The organism is Flavivirga eckloniae (assembly GCF_002886045.1).
Lineage (GTDB): Bacteria > Bacteroidota > Bacteroidia > Flavobacteriales > Flavobacteriaceae > Flavivirga > Flavivirga eckloniae.
Genome location: NZ_CP025791.1, coordinates 197,826 through 220,082, shown reverse-complemented (window position 1 = coordinate 220,082; position 22,257 = coordinate 197,826). Strand labels below are relative to the sequence as shown.

Annotated in this window: 18 protein-coding genes; 14 read left to right on the top strand and 4 right to left on the bottom strand. The window is 29.6% G+C overall.

All coding sequences use genetic code 11. The annotated features are described in order from the left end of the window. Positions 1-7: 7 nt before the first annotated feature. The 3 genes from C1H87_RS00950 to C1H87_RS00940 all read left to right on the top strand — a co-directional run bounded on the left by C1H87_RS00950 (position 8) and on the right by C1H87_RS00940 (position 3,444). Positions 8-712 carry an aspartate/glutamate racemase family protein gene (locus C1H87_RS00950; protein ID WP_102754022.1) on the top strand — a complete coding sequence of 235 codons (705 nt, stop codon included), beginning with the start codon at positions 8-10 and terminating at the stop codon, positions 710-712. A gap of 382 nt (positions 713-1,094) precedes the next feature. Continuing rightward, entirely contained in the window at positions 1,095-2,417 is a 1,323-nt protein-coding gene (locus tag C1H87_RS00945) for a hypothetical protein (RefSeq protein ID WP_158655079.1), read from the top strand. A 136-nt stretch (positions 2,418-2,553) separates the two neighbouring features. After that, the gene (locus C1H87_RS00940; protein ID WP_102754020.1) at positions 2,554-3,444 is read left to right on the top strand and encodes a DUF1353 domain-containing protein; all 891 of its coding nucleotides are present in this window, start codon (positions 2,554-2,556) and stop codon (positions 3,442-3,444) included. A 167-nt stretch (positions 3,445-3,611) separates the two neighbouring features. Here C1H87_RS00940 and C1H87_RS00935 read toward each other — a convergent pair whose 3' ends face one another. Both C1H87_RS00935 and C1H87_RS00930 read right to left on the bottom strand, forming a co-directional pair. Then, positions 3,612-4,403, bottom strand: coding sequence for a zinc-ribbon domain-containing protein (locus C1H87_RS00935; protein ID WP_102754019.1), 792 nt, complete (start codon positions 4,401-4,403; stop codon positions 3,612-3,614). A gap of 257 nt (positions 4,404-4,660) precedes the next feature. Further along, a complete protein-coding gene (locus C1H87_RS00930) occupies positions 4,661-5,080 on the bottom strand; it encodes a hypothetical protein (RefSeq protein WP_102754018.1) in 420 nt (139 codons plus the stop codon). Between the two features lie 337 nt (positions 5,081-5,417). Here C1H87_RS00930 and C1H87_RS00925 point away from each other — a divergent pair, with 337 nt between their 5' ends. Then, the gene (locus C1H87_RS00925) at positions 5,418-7,163 is read left to right on the top strand and encodes a polysaccharide lyase 6 family protein (RefSeq protein ID WP_102754017.1); all 1,746 of its coding nucleotides are present in this window, start codon (positions 5,418-5,420) and stop codon (positions 7,161-7,163) included. A 214-nt stretch (positions 7,164-7,377) separates the two neighbouring features. On the opposite strand, the gene C1H87_RS00920 is transcribed toward C1H87_RS00925, so the two are convergent. Continuing rightward, positions 7,378-7,833, bottom strand: coding sequence for an Lrp/AsnC family transcriptional regulator (locus tag C1H87_RS00920; RefSeq protein ID WP_102754016.1), 456 nt, complete (start codon positions 7,831-7,833; stop codon positions 7,378-7,380). A gap of 370 nt (positions 7,834-8,203) precedes the next feature. On the opposite strand from C1H87_RS00920, the gene C1H87_RS00915 reads away from it, so the two are divergent. The 7 genes from C1H87_RS00915 (at position 8,204) to C1H87_RS00885 (ending at position 14,724) form a co-directional block, all read left to right on the top strand. Further along, on the top strand, positions 8,204-8,440 hold the full coding sequence (locus tag C1H87_RS00915; RefSeq protein WP_102754015.1) for a hypothetical protein: 237 nt from the start codon (positions 8,204-8,206) through the stop codon (positions 8,438-8,440). Then, positions 8,433-8,948 (top strand): GNAT family N-acetyltransferase, encoded by a 516-nt coding sequence (locus C1H87_RS00910; RefSeq protein ID WP_102754014.1) that lies wholly within the window; start codon positions 8,433-8,435, stop codon positions 8,946-8,948. The genes C1H87_RS00915 and C1H87_RS00910 overlap by 8 nt, the downstream gene beginning before the upstream one ends. 615 nt (positions 8,949-9,563) lie before the next feature. After that, positions 9,564-10,079: a DinB family protein gene (locus C1H87_RS00905; RefSeq protein ID WP_233783281.1), complete on the top strand. Its 516-nt coding sequence runs from the start codon at positions 9,564-9,566 to the stop codon at positions 10,077-10,079. A gap of 370 nt (positions 10,080-10,449) precedes the next feature. Then, the gene (locus C1H87_RS00900) at positions 10,450-11,064 is read left to right on the top strand and encodes a hypothetical protein (RefSeq protein WP_102754012.1); all 615 of its coding nucleotides are present in this window, start codon (positions 10,450-10,452) and stop codon (positions 11,062-11,064) included. Next, positions 11,022-11,852: a hypothetical protein gene (locus C1H87_RS00895; RefSeq protein WP_102754011.1), complete on the top strand. Its 831-nt coding sequence runs from the start codon at positions 11,022-11,024 to the stop codon at positions 11,850-11,852. Before C1H87_RS00900 ends, C1H87_RS00895 begins: the two co-directional genes overlap by 43 nt. A 29-nt stretch (positions 11,853-11,881) precedes the next feature. After that, positions 11,882-13,495, top strand: a complete 1,614-nt coding sequence (locus tag C1H87_RS00890; RefSeq protein WP_102754010.1) for a S8 family peptidase — start codon at positions 11,882-11,884, stop codon at positions 13,493-13,495. A 26-nt stretch (positions 13,496-13,521) separates the two neighbouring features. Continuing rightward, positions 13,522-14,724, top strand: a complete 1,203-nt coding sequence (locus tag C1H87_RS00885; RefSeq protein ID WP_102754009.1) for a caspase family protein — start codon at positions 13,522-13,524, stop codon at positions 14,722-14,724. A gap of 28 nt (positions 14,725-14,752) precedes the next feature. On the opposite strand, the gene C1H87_RS00880 is transcribed toward C1H87_RS00885, so the two are convergent. After that, positions 14,753-15,649, bottom strand: a complete 897-nt coding sequence (locus tag C1H87_RS00880) for a leucine-rich repeat domain-containing protein (protein WP_158655078.1) — start codon at positions 15,647-15,649, stop codon at positions 14,753-14,755. Positions 15,650-17,499: 1,850 nt separating this feature from the next. On the opposite strand from C1H87_RS00880, the gene C1H87_RS00875 reads away from it, so the two are divergent. From C1H87_RS00875 to C1H87_RS00865, 3 genes are read left to right on the top strand one after another with little or no spacing between them, the layout of a single operon-like run. After that, a complete protein-coding gene (locus C1H87_RS00875; RefSeq protein ID WP_102754007.1) occupies positions 17,500-18,402 on the top strand; it encodes a hypothetical protein in 903 nt (300 codons plus the stop codon). Continuing rightward, entirely contained in the window at positions 18,375-19,067 is a 693-nt protein-coding gene (locus tag C1H87_RS00870; protein ID WP_102754006.1) for a condensin complex protein MksE, read from the top strand. Before C1H87_RS00875 ends, C1H87_RS00870 begins: the two co-directional genes overlap by 28 nt. After that, entirely contained in the window at positions 19,057-22,257 is a 3,201-nt protein-coding gene (locus C1H87_RS00865; RefSeq protein ID WP_158655077.1) for a coiled-coil domain-containing protein, read from the top strand. The genes C1H87_RS00870 and C1H87_RS00865 overlap by 11 nt, the downstream gene beginning before the upstream one ends.

The window sequence follows — 22,257 nt, the reverse complement described above, 5'->3', positions numbered from 1 at the left end:
TTAAATTATGAAACATCAAACGAAAACAATAGGATTAATAGGAGGGATGGGATGGGAGTCATCAAAACTCTATTACGAGCGTATTAATAAGAAGATGAATACCATTTTAGGAGGCTCTCATTCTGCTAAAATTATTATGGTTTCTGTAGATTTTGCTGAAATAGAAAAACATACAGTCGCAAATGATTGGAAAGCTATCGGAAAAATTGTTGTGAAAAGTGCCCAACAATTAGAAAAAGCAGGAGCAGATATGGTATTACTATGTACTAACTTAATCCATATAGTTAGTAACCAAATCAACAAAAATATTTCTATTCCATTTTTACATATAGCTGAAGCCACAGGGGAAGCCATACAACAAAAAGGATTAAAAAGAATACTGCTACTAGGAACTAAAGACACTATGGAAAAAGACTTTTATACTAAAATTCTTGAAGATACTTATAGATTGAAGGTTGTTATTCCAAATGTAGAAGATAGAGGCAGCATACATAACATTATTTATTCGGAGCTACTTAAAGGTGTGTTTAGTAAAGAATCAAAAAATACAATGCTAGAAATTATTAAAAAAGGGCAATTAGATAGCGTGGAAGGTGTGATTTTGGGTTGTACAGAGTTATCAATGCTTATTAAAGAAAATGATGTAAGCATCCCAACTTTCGATACGGGAGATATTCATGTAGATAAAGCTGTAATGATGTCAATAATATAGATTAAACAATACAATTATGAAAACATGTAACATAGAATGTGCTTGTAAAACACAGGTAAATAAACAATACAGGTTTAATATTATGTTTGAAAACGCTTTTAAAAGATATGTAAAAGAGATGAGTGTATGCTTATTTGAATCCAATTGCTCGTCAGATAAAAGTCATACAGGGAGAATAATTCATAAGTGAATATGCAAGTTAAAAGTTTTAAAAACTATAGATTTTTTTCTTATTTATTTGGTTTATAGTGTTATTACATATTAACAACAAAGTTTATAACATTTCTTTTTAATTAATATAGTGTTTTTACGGGTACCCGTATTTAAGCAAAATCTTAAGAGGTTATTTTAGATCCGTTGAATTTAAAGCCAAAAAATAATTATGAGATTTTTGTTTATATCCCTGTCTTTCGTACTACTTTTTACCTATTCTTCATCAGCTCAGAGCCAATTGTCTGATGATGATAGATTTGAAATAATTACTAGAACATCAATGAAAGACACTCCAATTCATTGGTATTTTATAAGTTTTGCAAACAAAAACCTATCTCCGGTAAAACATAAGTCCAGTGCTAAAAAGAGCCTAAAAAACGGAAATCAAAAAAAGGCATTGCATCATTATATGTTAGGACTGTCCAAAGCCACCAAGAAAAGACAGATAAAAAGATTTAAAAAAGTTTTTACACCAGAAATATCTAAAGAGATAATGACTTCTGTTAACAATGAAATGGATAGTATAAAAGAAGTACTTGATAAACAAAGTTTCATTGAAAAAGCCAAAACAGAAAAGTGTTATATTGATTATTTGAAGTATTTACAAAAATTGAATAAGATTAAACTATCGAATGAAAATTTATCTGCATATGAAATTTTACCTTATAACAAGGAAGAGATGGATAAGGCTAATAAAGCTTATGTTAGTATAGCAGACTCAATAGCTCCTTGCTATTATAATTTAGCCATTCAAAAAGAAACCACGGCAACTAAAAAAGACGACTGGAAAAAAATTAGTTCTTATTATGCAATTGTTCAGGCATATAAAGAGAATTATAAAGATGCTAAAGACAGAGAAGACATAGCGGTTGAAAAATCGATATATAATGTTGCTGTATATCCAGAAACCGTTCGGTCTTCAACATATAGAAGGCTTGATAAATCTTTGCAGTTAATGATAAAAGACGAATTATCCTCTTCATTGAATGGTTCACATATGAGACATATTCGTTTGGTATCGGAATCAACACCTGCAGATTTTCGAATTAATCTAGCTGTAAGCGACATACTTGCAAACCATAGCGATACAAAATCGAACAAAGTGAGTTATGAGCGTGAAATCGTTACTGGTAAAGACAAAGCCGGCAATGAAATAAAAAGTATGGTAAGAGCGAATGTAACCTATTTTAGTAAAGAAAGCTCCTCAAGCGTAAAAACGTTTGCTGAAATTATCGACAATTCTACAGGGGAAATTAAGTATTCAAAAACTTTTCAAGGCTCAAGAAATTGGCATACTAGATGGTATAAACTTACCGGAGATCATGAGGCACTTACGAAAAGAGAAAAAAGAAACCTGCCTTATCTAACACAGCCAGAAACGGCACCTTCCGATTTATCATTAATCCAAGGTGCCATAGATGGTACAGTTAAAAACATATCTGGATCTTTAAATTCAGATTTTTTATATGCCAAGGGTGTTGTTAGTCATTAAATTTATAACGGATTAATCCTTTTATGTTTAAACAACTTTAATGATTTTTAACGATTAAATAGCGTAATACAATACGTGTTAATTTTGTATATTTAACAGCTATCAAAAAACATATTTCGTTATAAATTAAATCGTTATGCAAGAACAAGATTTATATGAGGTTTTAAACCTAATGTATCAAAGATTTGATTCCTTTCAAGTATTATGGAGCATTTATACTACGGTTGTTATTGGGTTGATTGCTGCATTAATTTCTTTTCCAAAACATGTGTCTTCCATTTTAGCAAGAATAATTGTTATAATTGGTTTTTCTGTTTTTGCGTATGCCAACTATGGGGCATTAAAGTCAGTAAATAAAGAACGGATTTATTTATATGAGGATGCTAAAAACATTGTTTCTGAACTTAAAAAGGATTCAGGAGAAACGCGTCAAATATATCAGCTTATTCAAAACAAAGAGGTATTAGAGGGGAAAGATTTATTCAAATTTCACCTTCTATTGGATATTCTGGTCATGTTACTTATTTGGTTTGTTCCTAAAACTTTAGTTGTGTTAAAACCATTTACATCTATATCTGAAACCACTGTTTATATTAAAGGGTCTAAATTACCGGATCCTAAAATTAGTTGGAATCAATTAAGTAAAATATGGATATTAGAAGAACAGGTTAATGTGAATATATCCTCAAAAGAGCTGTCGAAAGTAATAGGGATAGAAATTCCAAAAGGGTTTAAGTTCGACTTATCTACCGTACCAAGGTTTTTATGGGTGTTTATTGCTCCTTTTGAACTTTCAATAATAGCCCCATTAGTACACGATTTTTTATATGTAAACAAAGGGAATTTAAAAATTAACGAGCAAAATATGCTTACAGTTTCAGAAAACGCACAAACTGTACAAATTAGCAGGTTGGAAACAGATTCTATTTTTCTGTATCATATGAAGCAGGAGGGCGTGTCTTTTATTAAACGTTGGATGGCGTATTTCGGTGTTAGGCTATTTGGAGGGATTTTCTGGAAAGATTAAATATATAGTGTCATTGCAAAGAAGGCACGACAGTGGCAATCTGTTTAATTAAAACTAAAAATTGAAAAGATTACCGTATCCCTTCTCTCCTCATAATGACATGATATTAAATTATGAGAATCATTCAATAACAATCTTTTTACTTAGTTTTTCCGAATTCCTCAATATTAATTTATAGTGGGTATTGAGTCATTGTCGTAAAACGGTAGCAAAAAATTCATATTTGCAAATCTACCACCTAAGTCCGAATTGTATGGTGTTTTAACCAAAAGCATATTCCACTTACCTTTCACACCAATGTAACAGTCATAAGTTTCAAGTAAACCAAGATCAAGTAAGCAATCTTCAACAGCAAATAAAAGTTCTTTTCTGGATGATTTTTCTATTTTTTTCATATCCATTACTTTTAATAAAACTAATAGCTTATTCTTTTTAATTTTAGAATAATATTTTATTTCATTCGTTTTTATACCCTCTATAGATGAATTTATACATGGCTTTAGATAAAATGAGATAGAGTCTGTTTCAATAGTTGGACTTGATGAAACTTTAACAATATCATCCATCAGAAGCTTAGTCATAGGATCTATTTTTATTGGATCAGCCTCACTTTCATTTGTCATTATGAATATAAATACAACTAGAAACAAAACAATTAGTATTAGGCCACCGCAACCGTGCCATAGAGGTGCTTTAACTGGATTTAATTTATTTTCCTTTAAAAGTGCTTTGTTAATTTCGGTTGGAATTTCATTTTGGTTGTAAGATTTCTTACAATGCTTACATTCTAAAATTGTTGTTTTTGATAATGGAAACAATGGAATCCAAAATACATGCAAATATTTCCCAAATGTTGTAGCGATAAAAGAGTTTTGACTTTCACAATTAGGACATGTCGTATTGCCTCGTATTCTTTTCTCTTTTAGTTTAGATGCTCTGATTCCAAAATGTAGAAACATATAATCGTATTTGTATAATTTTTCATCAAAAATAAGTGTAATCTTCTTTTTAAATTACCCTGTTTTCAGTGATATTATTAAAAAGTAAACTCATTTTTTCTTCCTAAAAAATTTCTTTTTTGCTGAAAGGGAAAAGGAATGGAGGCAAATACATAAAAGACCGCTCAGTCATTGAAAAGACTGAGCGGTTTAAACTAACTATATGAATAACTTATCTTTAAGCCAAAATTTAATATTTTTTGATCCATTTATTGATTTCAGATAACAGGAACTTCAATAGTTAAGAACATATCTTCCCCATCAGCATCTTTACCTTGATAAAATTTAAAAATATAAGGTTCATACTGTAGGGCTTGCACTGGTATTGAAAATGTAGTTTCTGTAATATTTAAATTACAAGAAATGCCATCATCTACATGTGCTATAGGGTAGATAAGCCTTGTATTTCCTTTATAGATGTAATCATATTGATCATAATAAAAATAACAACTATTTGGTAATTCTATGGTAACCTTAATTTGATAAATACTTCCATGATTAAATTCACCAGGAAGTTCTGCACTTGTAACATTTACATACTCTAAGTGGTAATCGTGGTCGTCGTCGTCATTGCTACATGATGATACAGATATGGCAAGAGCAACCATCATAATTAGTAAATACTTAAAATTTTTCATCTTATTTTGTTTTTATTTCTATTCAAAGATATTAGCACTATAAGTTTTAAATTGGTTCATTTTAAGTGAAGCGTCCTAATTGTAACTTGAAATAACCTTAAATACATTTAAAATATTTAATGGCCTTTCTGTGTTGATCATGTAATATTAGTAAAATAATATATCAAGATATTTTAACCCGTCTAAAATGGTATCAGTCTTATGGATGGGTTTTTATGCAGATATAGTAACGGTTTTAAATAATTCATTCACTATAAAATCATTTTACCTATAGAAATTTGTTATATTTGAAACTGGTTAACCAAATTGGTTTTCCAGTTATTTAATATAAAATACTATGAAAAAATATTTACACGTGTTTTTACTATTATTAATTGTTGATGTACCAGCGCAAATTGTTAGCAATAATGCCGAGCTTCAGAACGCTATTTCAAATGCACAAGCAGGTACAGTTATTGAACTTGCTGATGGTACTTGGGTTGATGTGCAAATATCAATTAATGTGAATGCTACAGAGTCTCAACCGTGTATTATTAAAGCTCAAAATCCCGGAAATGTGTTTTTTGAAGGACGTTCCAATGTAAGTATAGGAGGCTCTTACATTATTTTTGAAGGCGTTATTTTTCGAAATGCATCAGGCCTTATTTCAAGTAATGGAAGAATTGAGCCGGTTATTGAATTTAGAGATACAAGCAATAACGATTGTGTAAATTGTCATGTAAGGAATGTGAAAATAGATTCTTATAATGGCACAGTTAGTCAGGAAGAAGACATTTTCAAATGGGTCATTATTTATGGAGCATATAACGAAGTGAGTTATTGCTCTTTTATAGGGAAAAATGGTGTGGGTAGTATAATTAATGACAACCATAATAACTCAATACCCGATTATTCTAAAATACATCATAACTATTTTGCTGATAGAGTTCCTGTAAATAATGATGTCAATGGATTAAATGACCAGGATGCCATACGAATTGGTGTAAGCACTACGTCGCTTTCCGATTCTTTTACAGAAGTTTATGATAATTTTTTCAATAATTGGTCTGGTGAAGTAGAAATTATTTCAAACAAAAGCGGAAGTAATAAATATTATAACAACACTTTTAGAAATTACCAAGGCACCTTAACTTTAAGACATGGGAATAATACTGAGGTTTATGGTAACTACTTTTTTGGAAATAACAATTCATTTTCGGGAGGTGTAAGGGTTATTGGGGAAGACCATAAGGTGTATAATAATTATTTTGAAGGTCTTAGATATAGAAAACCAAATGGATCAGGATCTAATACAACTGGAGGAATAAATGTATCTAACGGTAAGCCCGGATCTGCTCTTAATGAATACTACCAGGTTAAAAATGTACAAATAATTAATAATACGTTTGTTAATTGTGATTTAGGTATTAGAGTGGGAACAACTGTTAATAGTAGTTTAACTTTGGCGCCAGAAAATGTTATTATAGCCAATAACATCATGTTAAACTCTAGTATTTCTGCATTACAAGAAATTACAGCTCCTACGGGAACTTCAAAGTATGAAGGCAATATAACACAAAACGGAAATTGGGATTTAACCAATGGTGTGAATTTTAATCAAACGATAGCATCAGGGTTGTTAACTAGTGGAACTGATTTTTATAGACTAGCGTCCGGGAGTGATGCTATTGATGCTGGAGTAGGGGCGTATTCATTTTTAACTAAAGATATTCTCAATGGGAATAGAGAGCTAAGTTTTGATGCCGGTGCGGAAGAATTTGTATCTGGTGGTACAGCTGGTCCTTATAAGTTTGTTAACGTTGGCTCTACAATAGGTTTTGGTGCTTTAAATACATTATCTGTTAGTGATGTAAATTTGAATAAGGACGTTATTAAACTTTATCCAGTGCCAGCTAATCGTGAGTTGATTATTTCGAAAAACAACGCTAATATTGGAGCTATTAAAATATTCGATATTCAAGGAAAATTGCTTCATACACAAAATATACAACTGAATAGCACTAAGATTGATATTAGTAATTTTTCATCTGGTGTTTATATTTTGAAAACTAGTAAGATTGCGGTTCGTTTTGTTGTTGAGTAAGTGTGCAAATCTTCTTTGATTTTTTTTCTAAAATGTTTCTTAAAAATGTAATGGAACACTCTTTTAACATAATGACGATAGGAGAGAAGTGGAATGTGTGTGGAATGCCTTAACTGGAAATCGTTACTCGAAATATCCGATCAAGTGACTGAGGGAAATTGAAACCAAATATTAGTATCCAAAAGATAAACATTAGATTGGGTTTTTAGCAAATTTAATTTGAAAATGGCATTTCACCATCCAATACATTATCAGAAATCACGGAGGATAAAACAAGTGACGTGGTCATCTCACCGTAAGCGGCCAACCTACTATTGAGATTTTGAAGATGGCTAGGGTTTTTTACATAGCCTTTCATCTGCATACAATCACGCCCCGTTAGTTGATAGCACTCAAATATTTCAGGAACGGTTTTGATAAAGTCCATGAAATTTTGTGTCTGTCCGTACCTTACTTTAATTGAGATAATTACTCCCAAAGGATATCCTAATGCTTCTATATTGATCTTGGTGGTATAACCTTTTATAATACCTAGGTCCTCTAGTTTTTGAATTCGTTCTGAAACTGCGGGCGACGATAAGCCGACAGTTTTTGCAATATCCTTGACAGCCATTCTTGCATCTTTTTGCAACTCTGTAAGAATTGCCCAATTCAATTTATCTATTTGCATGATACCTTTTATTATATACGATAAATATAATGTATATATTTTGAATTATAGAATTTTAACTAATTATTACACGGTAATAATTATGATTAACTTAAAATAATTAGTCAATATTAATTATATAACTTATAAAATATGTTAAACATTATATATTTAATAACATAACACTTTAAGCTTTATATTATTAATATAATAACACAGTATACAGTCTAAATTTGAAGTGTTAAATAATTAAATCTTCATTATGATTGTATCGGTATTTAATATCAAAAGAAGATTTAGCGAAGTATATATAAAAAGTATCCAATTAAGTATACGTATACTTTTCAACTATAAATGAATAACCAAACGGATAAATTTTAAAAAATAAACAATGAACACAATTTTAATTGATTGTATTGGTTACGGAGGTTTAGTAATAAACTTATATTCAATGTCCACTAAAGGTGAATATAAACTAAGGCTAATCTCGCTAATTGCTAATATAATTTACATTTTATACGGCGCATTAATTAGCGCAACTCCAATAATTGTAGGGTGCACTATTGCTGTATTTCTGCATGGGTATCATCTAAGACAATTAAAAATTAAAAAGAACAGTAATGATTAAAATACAAATAGCTAAAGAAGCAGATACAGCCATTTTAGCACTTTTAGGAAGACTAACATGGGCAGAATCTCATGGTCACTACATAGCTGATAAAAACAATCTATTAGAATACCTAAACTCGAATTTTTCAATTTCTAAAACGAAACAAGAGATAAACAATCCTAAGAACCTTTTCTATATTATTTATGTCGATGATTTACCTGTTGGTTACGCAAAATTAGTAGTAAACGCTATAAACGAAAGTGTTGCTTCTCAAAACAATTGTCGTCTTGAAAGGATCTACATCCAAAATGAGTTTATACCCTTAAAAATTGGACAACAACTTCTAACTTTTGTTGAAGAAAAAGCTAAAGCACTACAATTAGATACGATGTGGCTAACTGTTTATATAAAAAATAAGAGAGCCATTAGATTCTATGAAAGAAATGAATTTAAAAACGTTGGAGAATTAAATTTTCTTGTCAATGGAAAAGAATATGAAAATATAGTTTTTTCAAAAAATATATAAGTATATATTGAATTATAGCTATCTAATGATATGAAATACATTTGTACTATAATGTTCTACGTTATGTAACTTTGCTTTGGAAAAAGCGAAGTTCTTATCTCAAATTTTCTTTAAAAATGTAATGGAATACTCTTTTTGCTGAAAGGGCAGAGGAGTGGAGCAAAATGTGCATGGAATGGGATTATTCTTTTTAATTTCAAATTGATTACAGAAAATGTAAAATCTTACGTGTTAAAAATTTCATATTTTGAATCTCCCTTGTAATAAATTATACAAACCTTTATTTCTTTTAGTGAATAACTATTGTTAATAGACTATGGATTTTAATGAGTATCAACATAAGGCATAGCTAATATTGCAGAAATATAATGCAGATAAAACCGTTAGTATTGAATCCATATAAAATATTCAATATATTGATCTATACGATGTTAAAATTCTGTCAATAAACCTTATAATTGTCGATATTCTTATTTAATCAATTACCTTCTACAAAATAATGAATAACCAGAAATAGTAACTTTTGAATATCTTTCCATATCAATATATTAATTTGAACACGATACTATGAAATCCTTAAAAACAAAAACCAGCCTTTTACTACTTTTATTACCGATGATACTGTTGAACGCACAAGGAGAGCTGAAATCAGTTGAGGGCTATTCACCAAAGATTGGCATAATGGTTTACATGTTAGAAGACTTAAAAGATAGAATTACCCAACAAGTTAAGGACTTAGACCAATCACAAGTTGATTTCTTATATGATGCTGATGCCAATAGCATAGGATCATTGATTATGCATTTGGTGTCTACGGAATCGTATTATCAGACCGCGACATTGAAGGGGCGAGAATGGACAGAAGATGAGCTAACGAGATTTGGTGTTGCAGGTGAACTTAACGAAGAAGTAAAAAGCATACTTAAGGGTGAACCTATTAGGTATTATTTGGATTTATGGGATGAAGTCCGTGAAAAAACCTTAAATGGACTCAAAACCAAAGATGATACTTGGTTCTCATCGAATATAGAAGAGGGATTAAACTACCACTATATCTGGTACCACGTGATGGAACATTCGGCTAACCATATGGGGCAAATAGCAACCATAAAGAACCGCTTGCCCAAATAAAACTATATATTCCGATATTATATTTGTACTATAATGTTCTGCGTTATGTAGCTTTGCTTTGGTAAAAGCGAAGTTTAAACTACTACTTTTTCTTATTTTTTTCTTCTAAAACTTTCTTTACAATGCTAATGGAACACGCTTTTTACGAAACGACGATAGGAGTGTAGTGGAATGGTAATTGAAATATTTTTCTTATATTTATTCCAATCATTTAATATATAAATGATTTACTCTCCCTTTTCTATTTTGAATAGCACATTATCAATATGGTGTGGATAATATTATTCAATTAGACTTATTGACTTCAACTATAACAGCATTTAATAAGTTCATATTCAAAAAACTAAAAAAGAATTGATTTTTCAAGGTTATGACTGCTGAACTTATAGAAATAAATAGAAAAATTGATCGTGGGGAACTTGATTTAGCAATTAATAAGTTGTTAGCAATGGAATTAATTGATGAATATAAGCAAGATATACAATTTATTTCTGCAACTTATCACAAGTTAGAAAGTGAAAAAAGTATTATGGATTCTCGTAACTATGAATCAAGCTTTAATCTGAATGTTAAAAATCTTATTAGCTTAGTCTCAAGAATTGCAAACCCTGAAAAGGATAACACAAAACATCTTCAAAAAATTGAAAAAATTCAAATTGAAAACTTGCGAAATTCCTCCAAAAAAGAAGCGTATTCTTATAAAAAAAAAGGAGATCGTTTAATTATTTTCAGTGTGGTTTTAAGCTTGATAAGTTTAGTTGTTTATTATTTTATTATTCCTATTGATGCCGCAATATACTTTTCAATTGGAGGTGTGCCTATTGCTTTAGGTTCAATTCCAAGTTATAATAATTTCAATAAAGAAAAAACTGATGCTAGAGGCTGGGATAAACTTCTGGCTTTTATGGGGTCAAAATCACATTTTTTTAGAAACGATCCTGAATGGTTTTTATTCCAAGTCAATTACAAAAAATTAATGAAATAGAAATGGAAGATAACAAAGAAGAATTTGAAGATTTATTAAATAGTGTTTCGAAAGACAGGAAAAAGGCTAAGAGAATCACCTATGTTTTAACCATTATACCTCTGTTAATTGCATTCGCATTTTTGTTTTATGCTTACGATAGGTTCGCTAAAGCTGATAAAGCTTTACTAGAAGCTAATATGAAAAAAGATATGGCAGAAGTAGAAGTAGCAAAGAAAGAATTAGAAAAAGACAGCCTTGAATATGAAATTGATAGCATTCAAAAATTAAGTGCAGTTAAACTAGAAAATTTTAGGAAACGAGTCAAAGATTTCGAAATTTTGTATTGGACACCAGAAAGCTTAGGTGAAAATGTGGATTCGTTGACACTTAACGAAGCATTTAAGGCTAATGCAAAAATTCATAATATACTCAAACAGGATACCACATATGTAGATTATCATAAAATTAGAATTCGTTTTTATCGCAAAAAAGTCGATTCGGATAGAGTAAGAATAGCATTGAATAGAACCCCCTTTCTTGATAAAGATCCAGTCCGAAGAGATTGGGATGGAGCTATTACAAACAGAATAGTTGCTGATAGAACTGTCGATATTAAATTCATAAAATATGTAGCATTAGTTTTACTTCAAGAAGGGGTAAGAGTAAAAGAAATAAGATACTTTAAGACTCCTAATTATAAGAATTTAATTGAAATTTCAACTGGCGAAGATTTATTGAATGATAAGAATTTTAGCTTTGAAGATATTTTGGCTTTAAAGGAAAGTGACCTAGAGCCTAAACTATAATTTGCTTATATATTTAAATCTTAAAGAGCATGAATAAAATTAATTTAATCATTGACAAACCCAAACTTCAGGCTAAAAGTGATTCATTTTCGCCAAGTGAAGAAATAATAAAAGAAGGAACAAATGCATGGGATGAAGCCCATAAATATAGAGACAAAAACAAATTAGATTTTTATGTTGAGCCAGAAATTGATGAAGAGTTATTTGATCTTGATTTACAAAAAAAGCTAATTCTAAAATCAGATAAACCTAATTATTTAAAGACTTGGCCTTTGCCACCAGATATAGACAATAAGTTTGTTTGGCATTTAGAGAATGATTATTCAGAATTAAATCTTGCAAGAGAAAAAGTAATACAAAAAATCAACAAAGAAAAATGCATACGCATTGCACATATTGATACTGGATATCAGCCTGGACATGAAGCCCTGCCCAAACATTTGGATACAGGTATAAGTTTTGTAAAAGACGAAATAGGGAAAGCTGCAGTAGATACTACAAGAGGTTCTTTCGCTGAACAGGATGGACATGGCACAGCGACTATGTGTATATTAGCTGGAGGTGAAATTACTTTTGATGGAAATGGTCATTACTATAAAGGATATTTTGGAGGTATTCCATTTGCTGAAATTATCCCAATAAGAATATCAGATACTGTTGCTTTAATTAGATCTCAAAACTTTGTAAAAGCTGTTGAATATGCTATTCAAAAAGGATGTGAAGTAATCAGTATGTCAATGGCAGGAGCTCCTACAAGAGAATGGGCGAAAGTCGTAAATAAAGCATATGAAGCTGGTGTTACAATTGTTACTGCTGCAGGTAATAGCTGGAATAAAGGAGGTCAAAAACTATTACCTAAAAAAGTACTTTATCCAGCACGGTGGGAAAGAGTAATTGCAGCAACTGGTGTTACATCTAATCACTTTCCATATATCTTCAAAGCACAGTTGTCAAACAAATCTGAGGGCGGAGAAACTATGCAGGGTAACTATGGTCCAAAAAAAGCTATGAAAAGTGCAATTGCAGCTTACACGCCAAATACACCATGGCCAACAATGAATGAGGCAGAAAATAATATATATTATAGATTTGATGGAGGAGGAACTTCAACTGCAACACCTCAAGTCGCAGCTGCAGCTGCCTTGTGGTTAAGTTATTATAAAGAAGAAATTGATGAAATTATCGGTGATTCTTCAAGTGATAAATGGAAAAAAGTTGAGGCAGTTAAATACGCTTTATTTAATTCTGCAGATAAAACCACATATAGACAATGGGAGAAATATTATGGTAATGGTATATTAAAAGCGAATAAAGCATTAAAAATTTTTCCAGGTTTTGATATTCTAAAGCGTGCAAAAAAGTCCAGAGCCACTTTAAATGGAATTTTAGATTTATTAGGAATTATGTTAAGGCTAAAAGCTAAAGAAATTACAGAAAATGAAATGGCAAAAGAAGAAATGTTCTCTACTGAATTATTGCAACATTTACATATCAATCCCAATTTACACGATTACTTAGATATAAATGATGATGGTGATGAAAATGTATTTTGGACCAAAGAACAGAAAAGTAGAATTGTGGAAGTTTTATTGGTATCAGAAAACACATCTGAAGCCTTAAAATTGCGCTTAAAAGAACTTTGAATTATAAATTGAAAAGATTTAATAATATGAATTTAGTAAATGCATATGCCCTACTAATCGGTGTTGGTTCTGATTTACCTGTTACAATTGCAGATGCTACCGCAATAGCAGAAGTTTTAGGAGATTCTGATAAAGCAGCATACGACAAAGAAAATATCATTTTGTTGACTGAAAAAGAAGCAAATAGGGTAAATGTTCTTAACGCTTTAAATAAAATTTCAGAAAAGACTTTAGGAATTGATGATGCTACAGTTATTATATATTATTCTGGACACGGAGGTGTTTATTCGGATGAAATGGATAATTCGGTTAAAGAAAATTATTATTTGCTAACCAATGGGTATGATAGAAATAATAGATCTGAAACCATGGTAAAAGGAAGTGAATTTTCAAAAGCCATAGATAAAATTTCTGCAAAAAAACTGTTAGTGATGCTTGACTGTTGTCATGCTGCAGGAATGATCCAAAAAGGGCAGCCCCTTTTAAAATCGAAAAGTCCAGATAATGAACTTGTAAATTCTAATATTGAGTTGCTAAAAAAACTTGAAAGTGGAGAAGGTAAAGTGTTTCTAACTTCTTGTGACGATGATGAACAATCTGTTATTTTACCAGACTCAAAAAATAGCCTTTTCACAGAGGTTATTCTTGAAGCATTGGAAGGGAAAGCAAGTAGTAGTGATAAGTATGTCAATGTAATTGACCTGTTATATCATGTATTCAAACAAGTTCCTGAACGTGTGCTACAATTTAATCACAAACAAAGACCAATAATAAACAAAATTGAATTCTTGAGCCCAGATTATTTTATATGCAAATCTGCTCAATATGTAAATGGCAAAGATGAAATTAAACTGAAATCATCTACAGACTATGATAAAATCAAAACCTTATTAGAACAGTATAATTTAGATAATAGCCACAGTACAATAAATATTGAAAATATTATAGACAATATTGTATCAGATGAACATGATGTAAATTGTAAAGAACAGATAAAAGAAATTGAAATTTTAGTTTTTAAAGGTGAAACTTATAAAGCAATCAAGAAATTTTATGAATTAACCGAAATTTGTTATCAGGATTATATAAAGGATGCTAGATTTATTGCATACAAATACAATAGTCTTTTTAAAGAAAAAATGGCAGGTGTTCTAGAAGATGGGTTTTATCAGAGAGAACTTCTAAAGATTATAAGAGATCTAGAATACAGATTAAGCATGTGTGATTAAAAATTTTAAACTTAAAATAGATTAAGCACTAACTTTTTAAAACTATTCCTAACAGTCCATTAATAATTTTATTTTTCTTAATCGTTTCGTCATCTATACTTATAATATTTGTATGAATTTCATTTTCAAGAATATTCCATTGAGTTTGTAAACTATAGATACTTTTCAGTTCACTTGGTTGAAAAAGTGTTTCGTGATTGGATACTGATTCAAAGAAATTTTTTAGTTCACCTTTGATAATATAGGTGGTCATCTTTTTTAAAGTACTGGAAATTTCATTAATAATTATGTCCTTTGGTTTTTGTTTAAAAATAGCATAGGAATTACCTCTGATTTTTGATAATCTTATATAATTATTATCTATTTGGCCATTTTTATTATGGTATTTTATATTACTGTAAGTGTAAATATTTTTTAAACTAGGTAGTTGAGTTAGTAATTTTTCAATAGGTAATACTTCAAAATAATTACCTCCCATCCATAATGTTTTAAGTTGTTTTAATTCATATATTTCTTCAGGAAAGGTATCAAACTTATTGTAAGATATATTTAATTCTTTTAGATTTTTTAATTGTTCAATTTCTTTTGGTAATTGTTTAAGACGATTGTTCGATAATTGAAGCTTTTTTAGTTTTTTTAAATTGCCAATTTGCCTTGGGATATTTATAATTCTATTATTATTAAGATTTAGAATTTTTAATTTTTGAAGTTCAAAAATTTTTGTATAAGTGTGTATAATTGAATTATTTGAAATATCAAAAGTTTCTAATCTTTTCAGATTTTCAATTTCCTTAGGAACATTTTTAATTTCATTATTTATTAGTTTAAGTTTAAGTAAGTTTTTTTCTTTTAATGCATCTTCTGGTATTTTATTTAAATCTTTTTTAATTAATATAATTTTTGGCTTTATGGTGGTTTTAGACATATTTTTATTACTATCTTTAAATATCTTTATGGAGGAGAAGGATATAAAAATGGTTATATAGCCATCTTCGGAACCTCTCGAGTACATTTTACTCTAAAGTAATAAAAATTTTCGTGAAAGTTACGTACTAAATTGTAAGTTTAGCTGGCGGCTTGAAAATTAATTATTGCAAGAGATAAGGTTAGTTATTAGTGAAAAATGATAGTGATACATTAATAATAAATCTAACCAATAAGATTGATGATTTCATACTATCAATGAAATGGTATATTAATCTTGCGTACTACTGTTCATATTACAAAATATGGATTTAAGAGCCCATATCGAAAGGTATGGGCTTGTTTTATTATATAATATATACTTTACTGTTTTGTTGACCTCATAAAATTTTGACTAAAACAATAGGAGAGTGTAGCGTCCATATTTTAGGGAGCTAGTTCTAAATAGTATTATTAATCACAATGTTTCAAGTTAGTTCAAAGCTTTCCTAAAATATAGCGTAAAGAACCGTACATTGTTTCCAAAATTATATGCAGTCTTGAATTTTTGTTTCTTTTGTTTCAAGACAAAAGATATAATTGAAACCTTAGAAAGTTCTAAAGCTTAATTTCTATTTGACATAATGTTAGAAATACTAAACAAAAAACATAAAATAGGAGTTCTACATAAAACAAGTGTATAGAAATTTATAGCATGGATTTGAGCAATGGAAAATTTTATACTCTTGTGGCATACTAACGAAAATCTCGTGAAAAAAATATAACGAGAATATCCTTGCCATTGAAAAGTTTAAAACGAATCTAAAAGTTAGTTTTTTTGGCGTTGGCAAGCGATGGATGATTGTACAGAATATTAAAATTAAACGAAAAGCCAAACACGAATGTTTAATGACCCAAGTACTAAACATCAAATATAAACTATAACATTCTGGGATATTTTACATAATATTGAATTATAGCTATCTAATTGTATGAAATACATTTGTACTATAATGTTTTGCGTTATGTAACTTTGCTTTGGTAAAAAGCTTTTATCAGTACTAATCTTCGTTAATTTTTTTCTTCTCAAAATGTTTCTTTAAAAATGTAATGGAATACTCTTTTTGTAGCTAGGGCAGAAGCGTGGAGGCAAAATGTGTATGAAATGGGATTATTCTTTCTAATTTTCAAATAATTACGGATTTCTGTAAAGAGTTACTTGTTAAATTTTTATATATTTAAAATCCGATTTTTTGAGTAACTAATTTTCCCTAAACATTATCTCAATCTAATATTGTTTTGTAGCAGTAGCTGCTATAAAGCAATGTTATTTATGCATGAAAATAACAAAGATTTAGGATTGAATATTTACAATCATTAATAATAAAAACTAAAAGTATAGAAACTGAATTACAAGATATAAATTACTTTTACGATAAGTTTGTACCATCCAAGGTAGAGGGGTTAACTATTTATATACTCTACAAATGGGTTGAATTAGACTATATAGAAAACACTTTTACAGAAATAGAATTAGAAAGAGCTATTGATAGCTCCAATACCTTCTTTCCAGAAAAAAACCATAGAATAGAAAGTGTAACCCAGCGATTACTAAACGCATTCATAGAAAACCCTCCAAACAACAAATACAAATATATACTCACACCTCACGCTAATAGGTTTATAGAATTTTTAGGTAAAAAACTATTCAACGAGCATACCCATTTCCCATTACGAAAAACATTTCAGAATTACGGGTTATTTAAAGCAGAGAAAATAACAAGTGTAAAAGACTTTGAGTCTTGGTACGAATTTCATTTTAAAAATAGTAGTAAAAAAATTATTGAAGACCATTTAGAAGCCTTTAAAGACTTGGTTAATAACTCCATTTTAAAACTCAATGAATTAACTACGAATAATGATGAACAAGCTATTGAAAATTTAGAGGAATTTGTAACTGTTTTTAAACAAATTACTTCAAGAGAGGATGAAATACGAGAAACCTTCCATTTAAGTGGTTCTCTAAAAAGTGAAATTAGAAAAGTAGTCGATACGTTCGAAAATAAAATGCTCAACAGACCTAATAAGCAAGGGCAAGAAGAGCAAAAAATTATAGTACAACTAAAAAATGAATATGAAACTGTTTTAGAAATCAAATCCAACGTATTTACTTTCTTTGAGCTAGTAGAAGGAAAGCTAGAGCAAATAGTAGAGCGTTATATCTATGCAGATAAACAATTAGCTTACTATAAGGAAAACTTTAAAACACGTTCTAAATTTCAAATAAATCTCAGGAAATTCCTTGAAGTTAACTTAGACAACCTTCAATACGACAAGGAAAAAAGCGTCGTGTATAAAACCCGTTTACAACCCAAGCCACTTGTCTACGAAAACTTCAAATACATACACCTAAAATACATAGAACAATTTAGTAGAAAAAAAAACTACATCACTATAGTAGACAGAGATGAAAGCTATGAAAGAGAACAACTAACATTGGCAAACAAAACCTTATTAAAACAAGAACGCATTGCCAAATTAATACAAGAATACAAAGCCACATTAAGAATACATAAAAAGCTAAATATAACCCATAGTTTTTATGAAATACTACAAGATACGAATGATTCAGACACAGCATTACAAGTAATACACGGATTGGTACAATTTGTCAGTACAGACAAAAACTACGATTTAAATATTAAAAAAGAATTATCTGAGGAAATTTTAAACAACGAAATACTAATATGGAAAATGGATATTCAAGCGAAATAACAAACAACAACCCTTTTGCTTTTTTAAACAATGATGAAGTTCAAAAATACTTTGCAAACTTAAATATAGACCTTCTTAAAGGTACTCACATTGATGAGAGCCATTACTACCATTTCTATCTATTAGAAAACTATTTCAACGAATTAAAAGACTACTATTTTACCCTTTATAAACTAAAACTGGACAAAAAAACTTTTGAAAATAAGACCTATTACTTTCTCAATTTCTTTTTAGAATCAAAAGGAGTATTATCTGCCACAACAAGACACAAAGAACTTAGCCCAATACAAACTATTACGGCTATAACTTTATTAAATATGTATTATGAACGACAATTTGAAAAATATAAAATAGTCTCATTTTCAGAAATAAGAGAAAAAATTGAGCAAAGTGAATTTGGACATCTATACCGAAAAGCGTTTTTTAAAAACCCAAATAGAAAAGTATTTTCTTCCAAAGAATGGGCTACAGTAAGAACAAATATTAAAAATGTAATTACAGACTTTGAGCAACTAGGTTGGGTAGAAAAAGTAACTATACTAAATGAAAACGATTTCAACTTTGTATTAAAGCACACCATCCACCGTTTTCAATTATTATATGAATACGAAATAACCAACCTAGAAGTATTTTTAAAAAGTTTAAAGCTAGAAGATGATGAGTAAATTACCATTAATGCATTCTATATCTACTGTAGGGGTTATAAAGCACTACAATCAAGACTACCTCTTACACCATACGAGAACAGATTTTACTGGAAAAAATGGTATAGGGAAATCGTTAATAGCGGACCTTTTACAAATTCTTTTTATCGCAGATAGCAAAAAAATTACATTTGGAACAGATAGTGTTAAAAAAGAAGACCGTCAAATTTTCACCATTCCCTATAAAACAAACGATGCTTACTTTTTTATGAATATAGAAATAGAGCCTAAACAATACATTACTATTGGCGTAAATATACCCAGTACAAGTTCTAGTCCAATAAGAATGTTTAGAATTTTAAACACATATTACAATCCAGAAGTAGAACAAAGAAAAAATATAACAGAAAGGAAAAAACTAACAGGCTATCTTATTCCAGAACAAAAGTTACCTTATCATAAAGATTTTTTAATCACTAAAAATAATAAAACCGAAATACCAAAAATTGGGGACTTAGTTAGTCATTTACGAGACTCTAAAGACCTATACTTAAGCTATTTTTCAACTAAAGCAGAAAAAAAAGAGCAATACCAGTTTTTATTTGATAAAAATATACTACCTCTCAATTTAAGTATTGATAACCATTTAACCGCTTTTGCAAAAGTATTACAAGCATTCTCTAAAGCAAATACTTTAGATACAGACAAAGATAAGAGCCTTAAAAGCTTTCTCTTTGATGATAAAAAAGAAGAAATTGAAACAGAGTACAAACGAAATAAAGAAAGACTTGACAATCTAGTAATAAGACACCGTAAGTTGAAAAAAGTAACCGATGATTTAAAACTGAAACGTGTTTTTCTAGAGGACTTAAAACAAAAAGAAGAAGCATATATTACAGCCGAAAAATTAGCCTTTAAAAAAGAATACTTTACTAAGAAAAAAAACTATAAAACTGTAGTTGACCAATGGGATAAAGACGAAAAAAAGCACAAAGCTTTAAATAAACAAATAGCAAACTTAAAAGCAAAACTCCCTACACTTGAAAAAACAGAAGCAGAGGCAAACAAAAAACAAAAGAACTACTCAAAATCGCTTCAAGACTTAAACAACTACAAAGACGAATATAGCACATATTTAAAAAAGAAAGATAAAATAGACAAACTTGAAGCTTGCCCATTACCAGATGTATCTAAAGAAGAAAAAGAACCTTTTGATTTTGAAAATGAATCTATCGACAATATCATTTCAACAGTTGAGTTTTTTAAACCTGTTTGGAAAAAATACGGTTCTATTCAAGGTATTGAAAATCAATACAAACAACAATCTGCAAAATTAGACGAAGTAAAAACAAGTCTAAAACAAGAACAAAATAGACTTGAACAAATGCAGCGTTTGGTAAATTATAAAAATGAAGAAACACTAGCTTCTCAAATAATTAAAAAGAAAAAAGCACTAAGCAAAGCCCAGGAAACTATCTTGCTAGCGTTATTTATGGATGTAAAATGGCAAAAACCAACAAATATTACAAACAAGCTAACATACACAGACAGTTTAGATATATTAAACGAATCTAATATTATAGAAGATAAAGTAGACGGAGGATATTGGATAAAAATAGGGAGCCTAAATTACTTTGCTTATTTCAATAAAGAAAAACAAATTTTTAAAGACCCTAAAAACCTCCAAAATGCCTTTAATCAAAAAGAACAAGAAATAAATAAGGCGTTAGAAAAATTAAAAAATAGAATTAATGATATAGAAAATCTAAAAATAGATAATATATTACAACACCTCCCAAACATCAGTTTTAAATGGGATAAAGATATTCCAGATAGAAGAAAGATTGATGACTACAAAACCGCAGTAGCATTAGTAAAAAACATTCCAACTTTTAAAACGACGCTAAAAGCAGAATTAACAAAACTAAAAACGAGTTTAACTACTTCAAAATCTAAAATAGGTTTTGAGTTTCCAGATAAAGAAATAGTAGAAACCATAGAACAATATTCAACAAAACAAAGTGTCTTTATGGAGGCTTATACCAATGCATTGAAAATTCGTGTGGAAACAGAAGCTGATATAAAAGTAAAAGAACAATCAATATCAGAACTTAACTTTGATGCCGATAAAATTCAAAAAGAAAAAGAAGAGCTAAAGAAAGAAATAGAAGATTTCAAAAAGTGTAAAGAAAAAAAATATCCCTTACTATTTTCTGGCTTTAATGCAGAAGAAGTCGCATTATTAAATACTAAAGATGTCGAAAATGATTGTTCTCTCAAAAAAAGCTTATATCAAATAAGGTATGAGGATGTTCTTAAGGACTTTCAATACACTAATGATGAAATTGAAATAAAAGAGCAAATAGAAAACAAAACATTTCATTTCAAACAACTGGAAAGAAAACTATTAGGCAATACCATTGTTGAAACTAAAAATATAGAGCAAGCCTTAAATAGTGCAAATGAAGAAAAGAGAAAAATGTCTTCGACCCTAAGAGGAATAATGCTTAAAATATTTCAGAAAACGCAAGACGAATTCGAAACTTACAAAAGTGTAATAACAAGGCTTAACTTATTCTTTAAAAACAAACTAATTAGTGAAAAATACTATTTTCAAGTGCGTTTTGACATTAACCCTAACTTCTCAATCCAATGGATTAATGAATTACAATCTAATGCGCAAACCGCAGGAGAAACTGGCGAACTTTTTGAATCTGAATCTGTAGAACAATTTGCAGAAACCTTTTTTAAAGATGTATCGGGTTACAAAAAGGGTATTGCCTTTTCAGAGTTACTAGACCCAAAAACCTACTTTACCCTTAAAACAGAATTTAAAGACGAAGATGATAATAAATCTCCTGGTAGTACTGGTGAAAGTTATACTGCACGAGTGCTGTTAGGTATTGGGAGATTATCGATAACATCTAAAGAAAAAAGAGAAGGGTTAAACTTTTTAATACTTGAAGAAGTTGCCAGTCTAGACCCATCAAACTTTAATACGTTCCCAGAATTAGCAGAACAATTTGGATATCAAATTATCACGATGACGCCCAAACCCTATGGTTCAAACTCAGATGATGGCTGGTATCTACATCAACTAATACCTGGTAAAATAAATAAAGACATTAATAGTAAAGTACCCAATAGTAGTTTTAAAACAAACTTTAGCAACGAGCAATTATTAGCGTATTTAGAACGTAATAAAAACTAA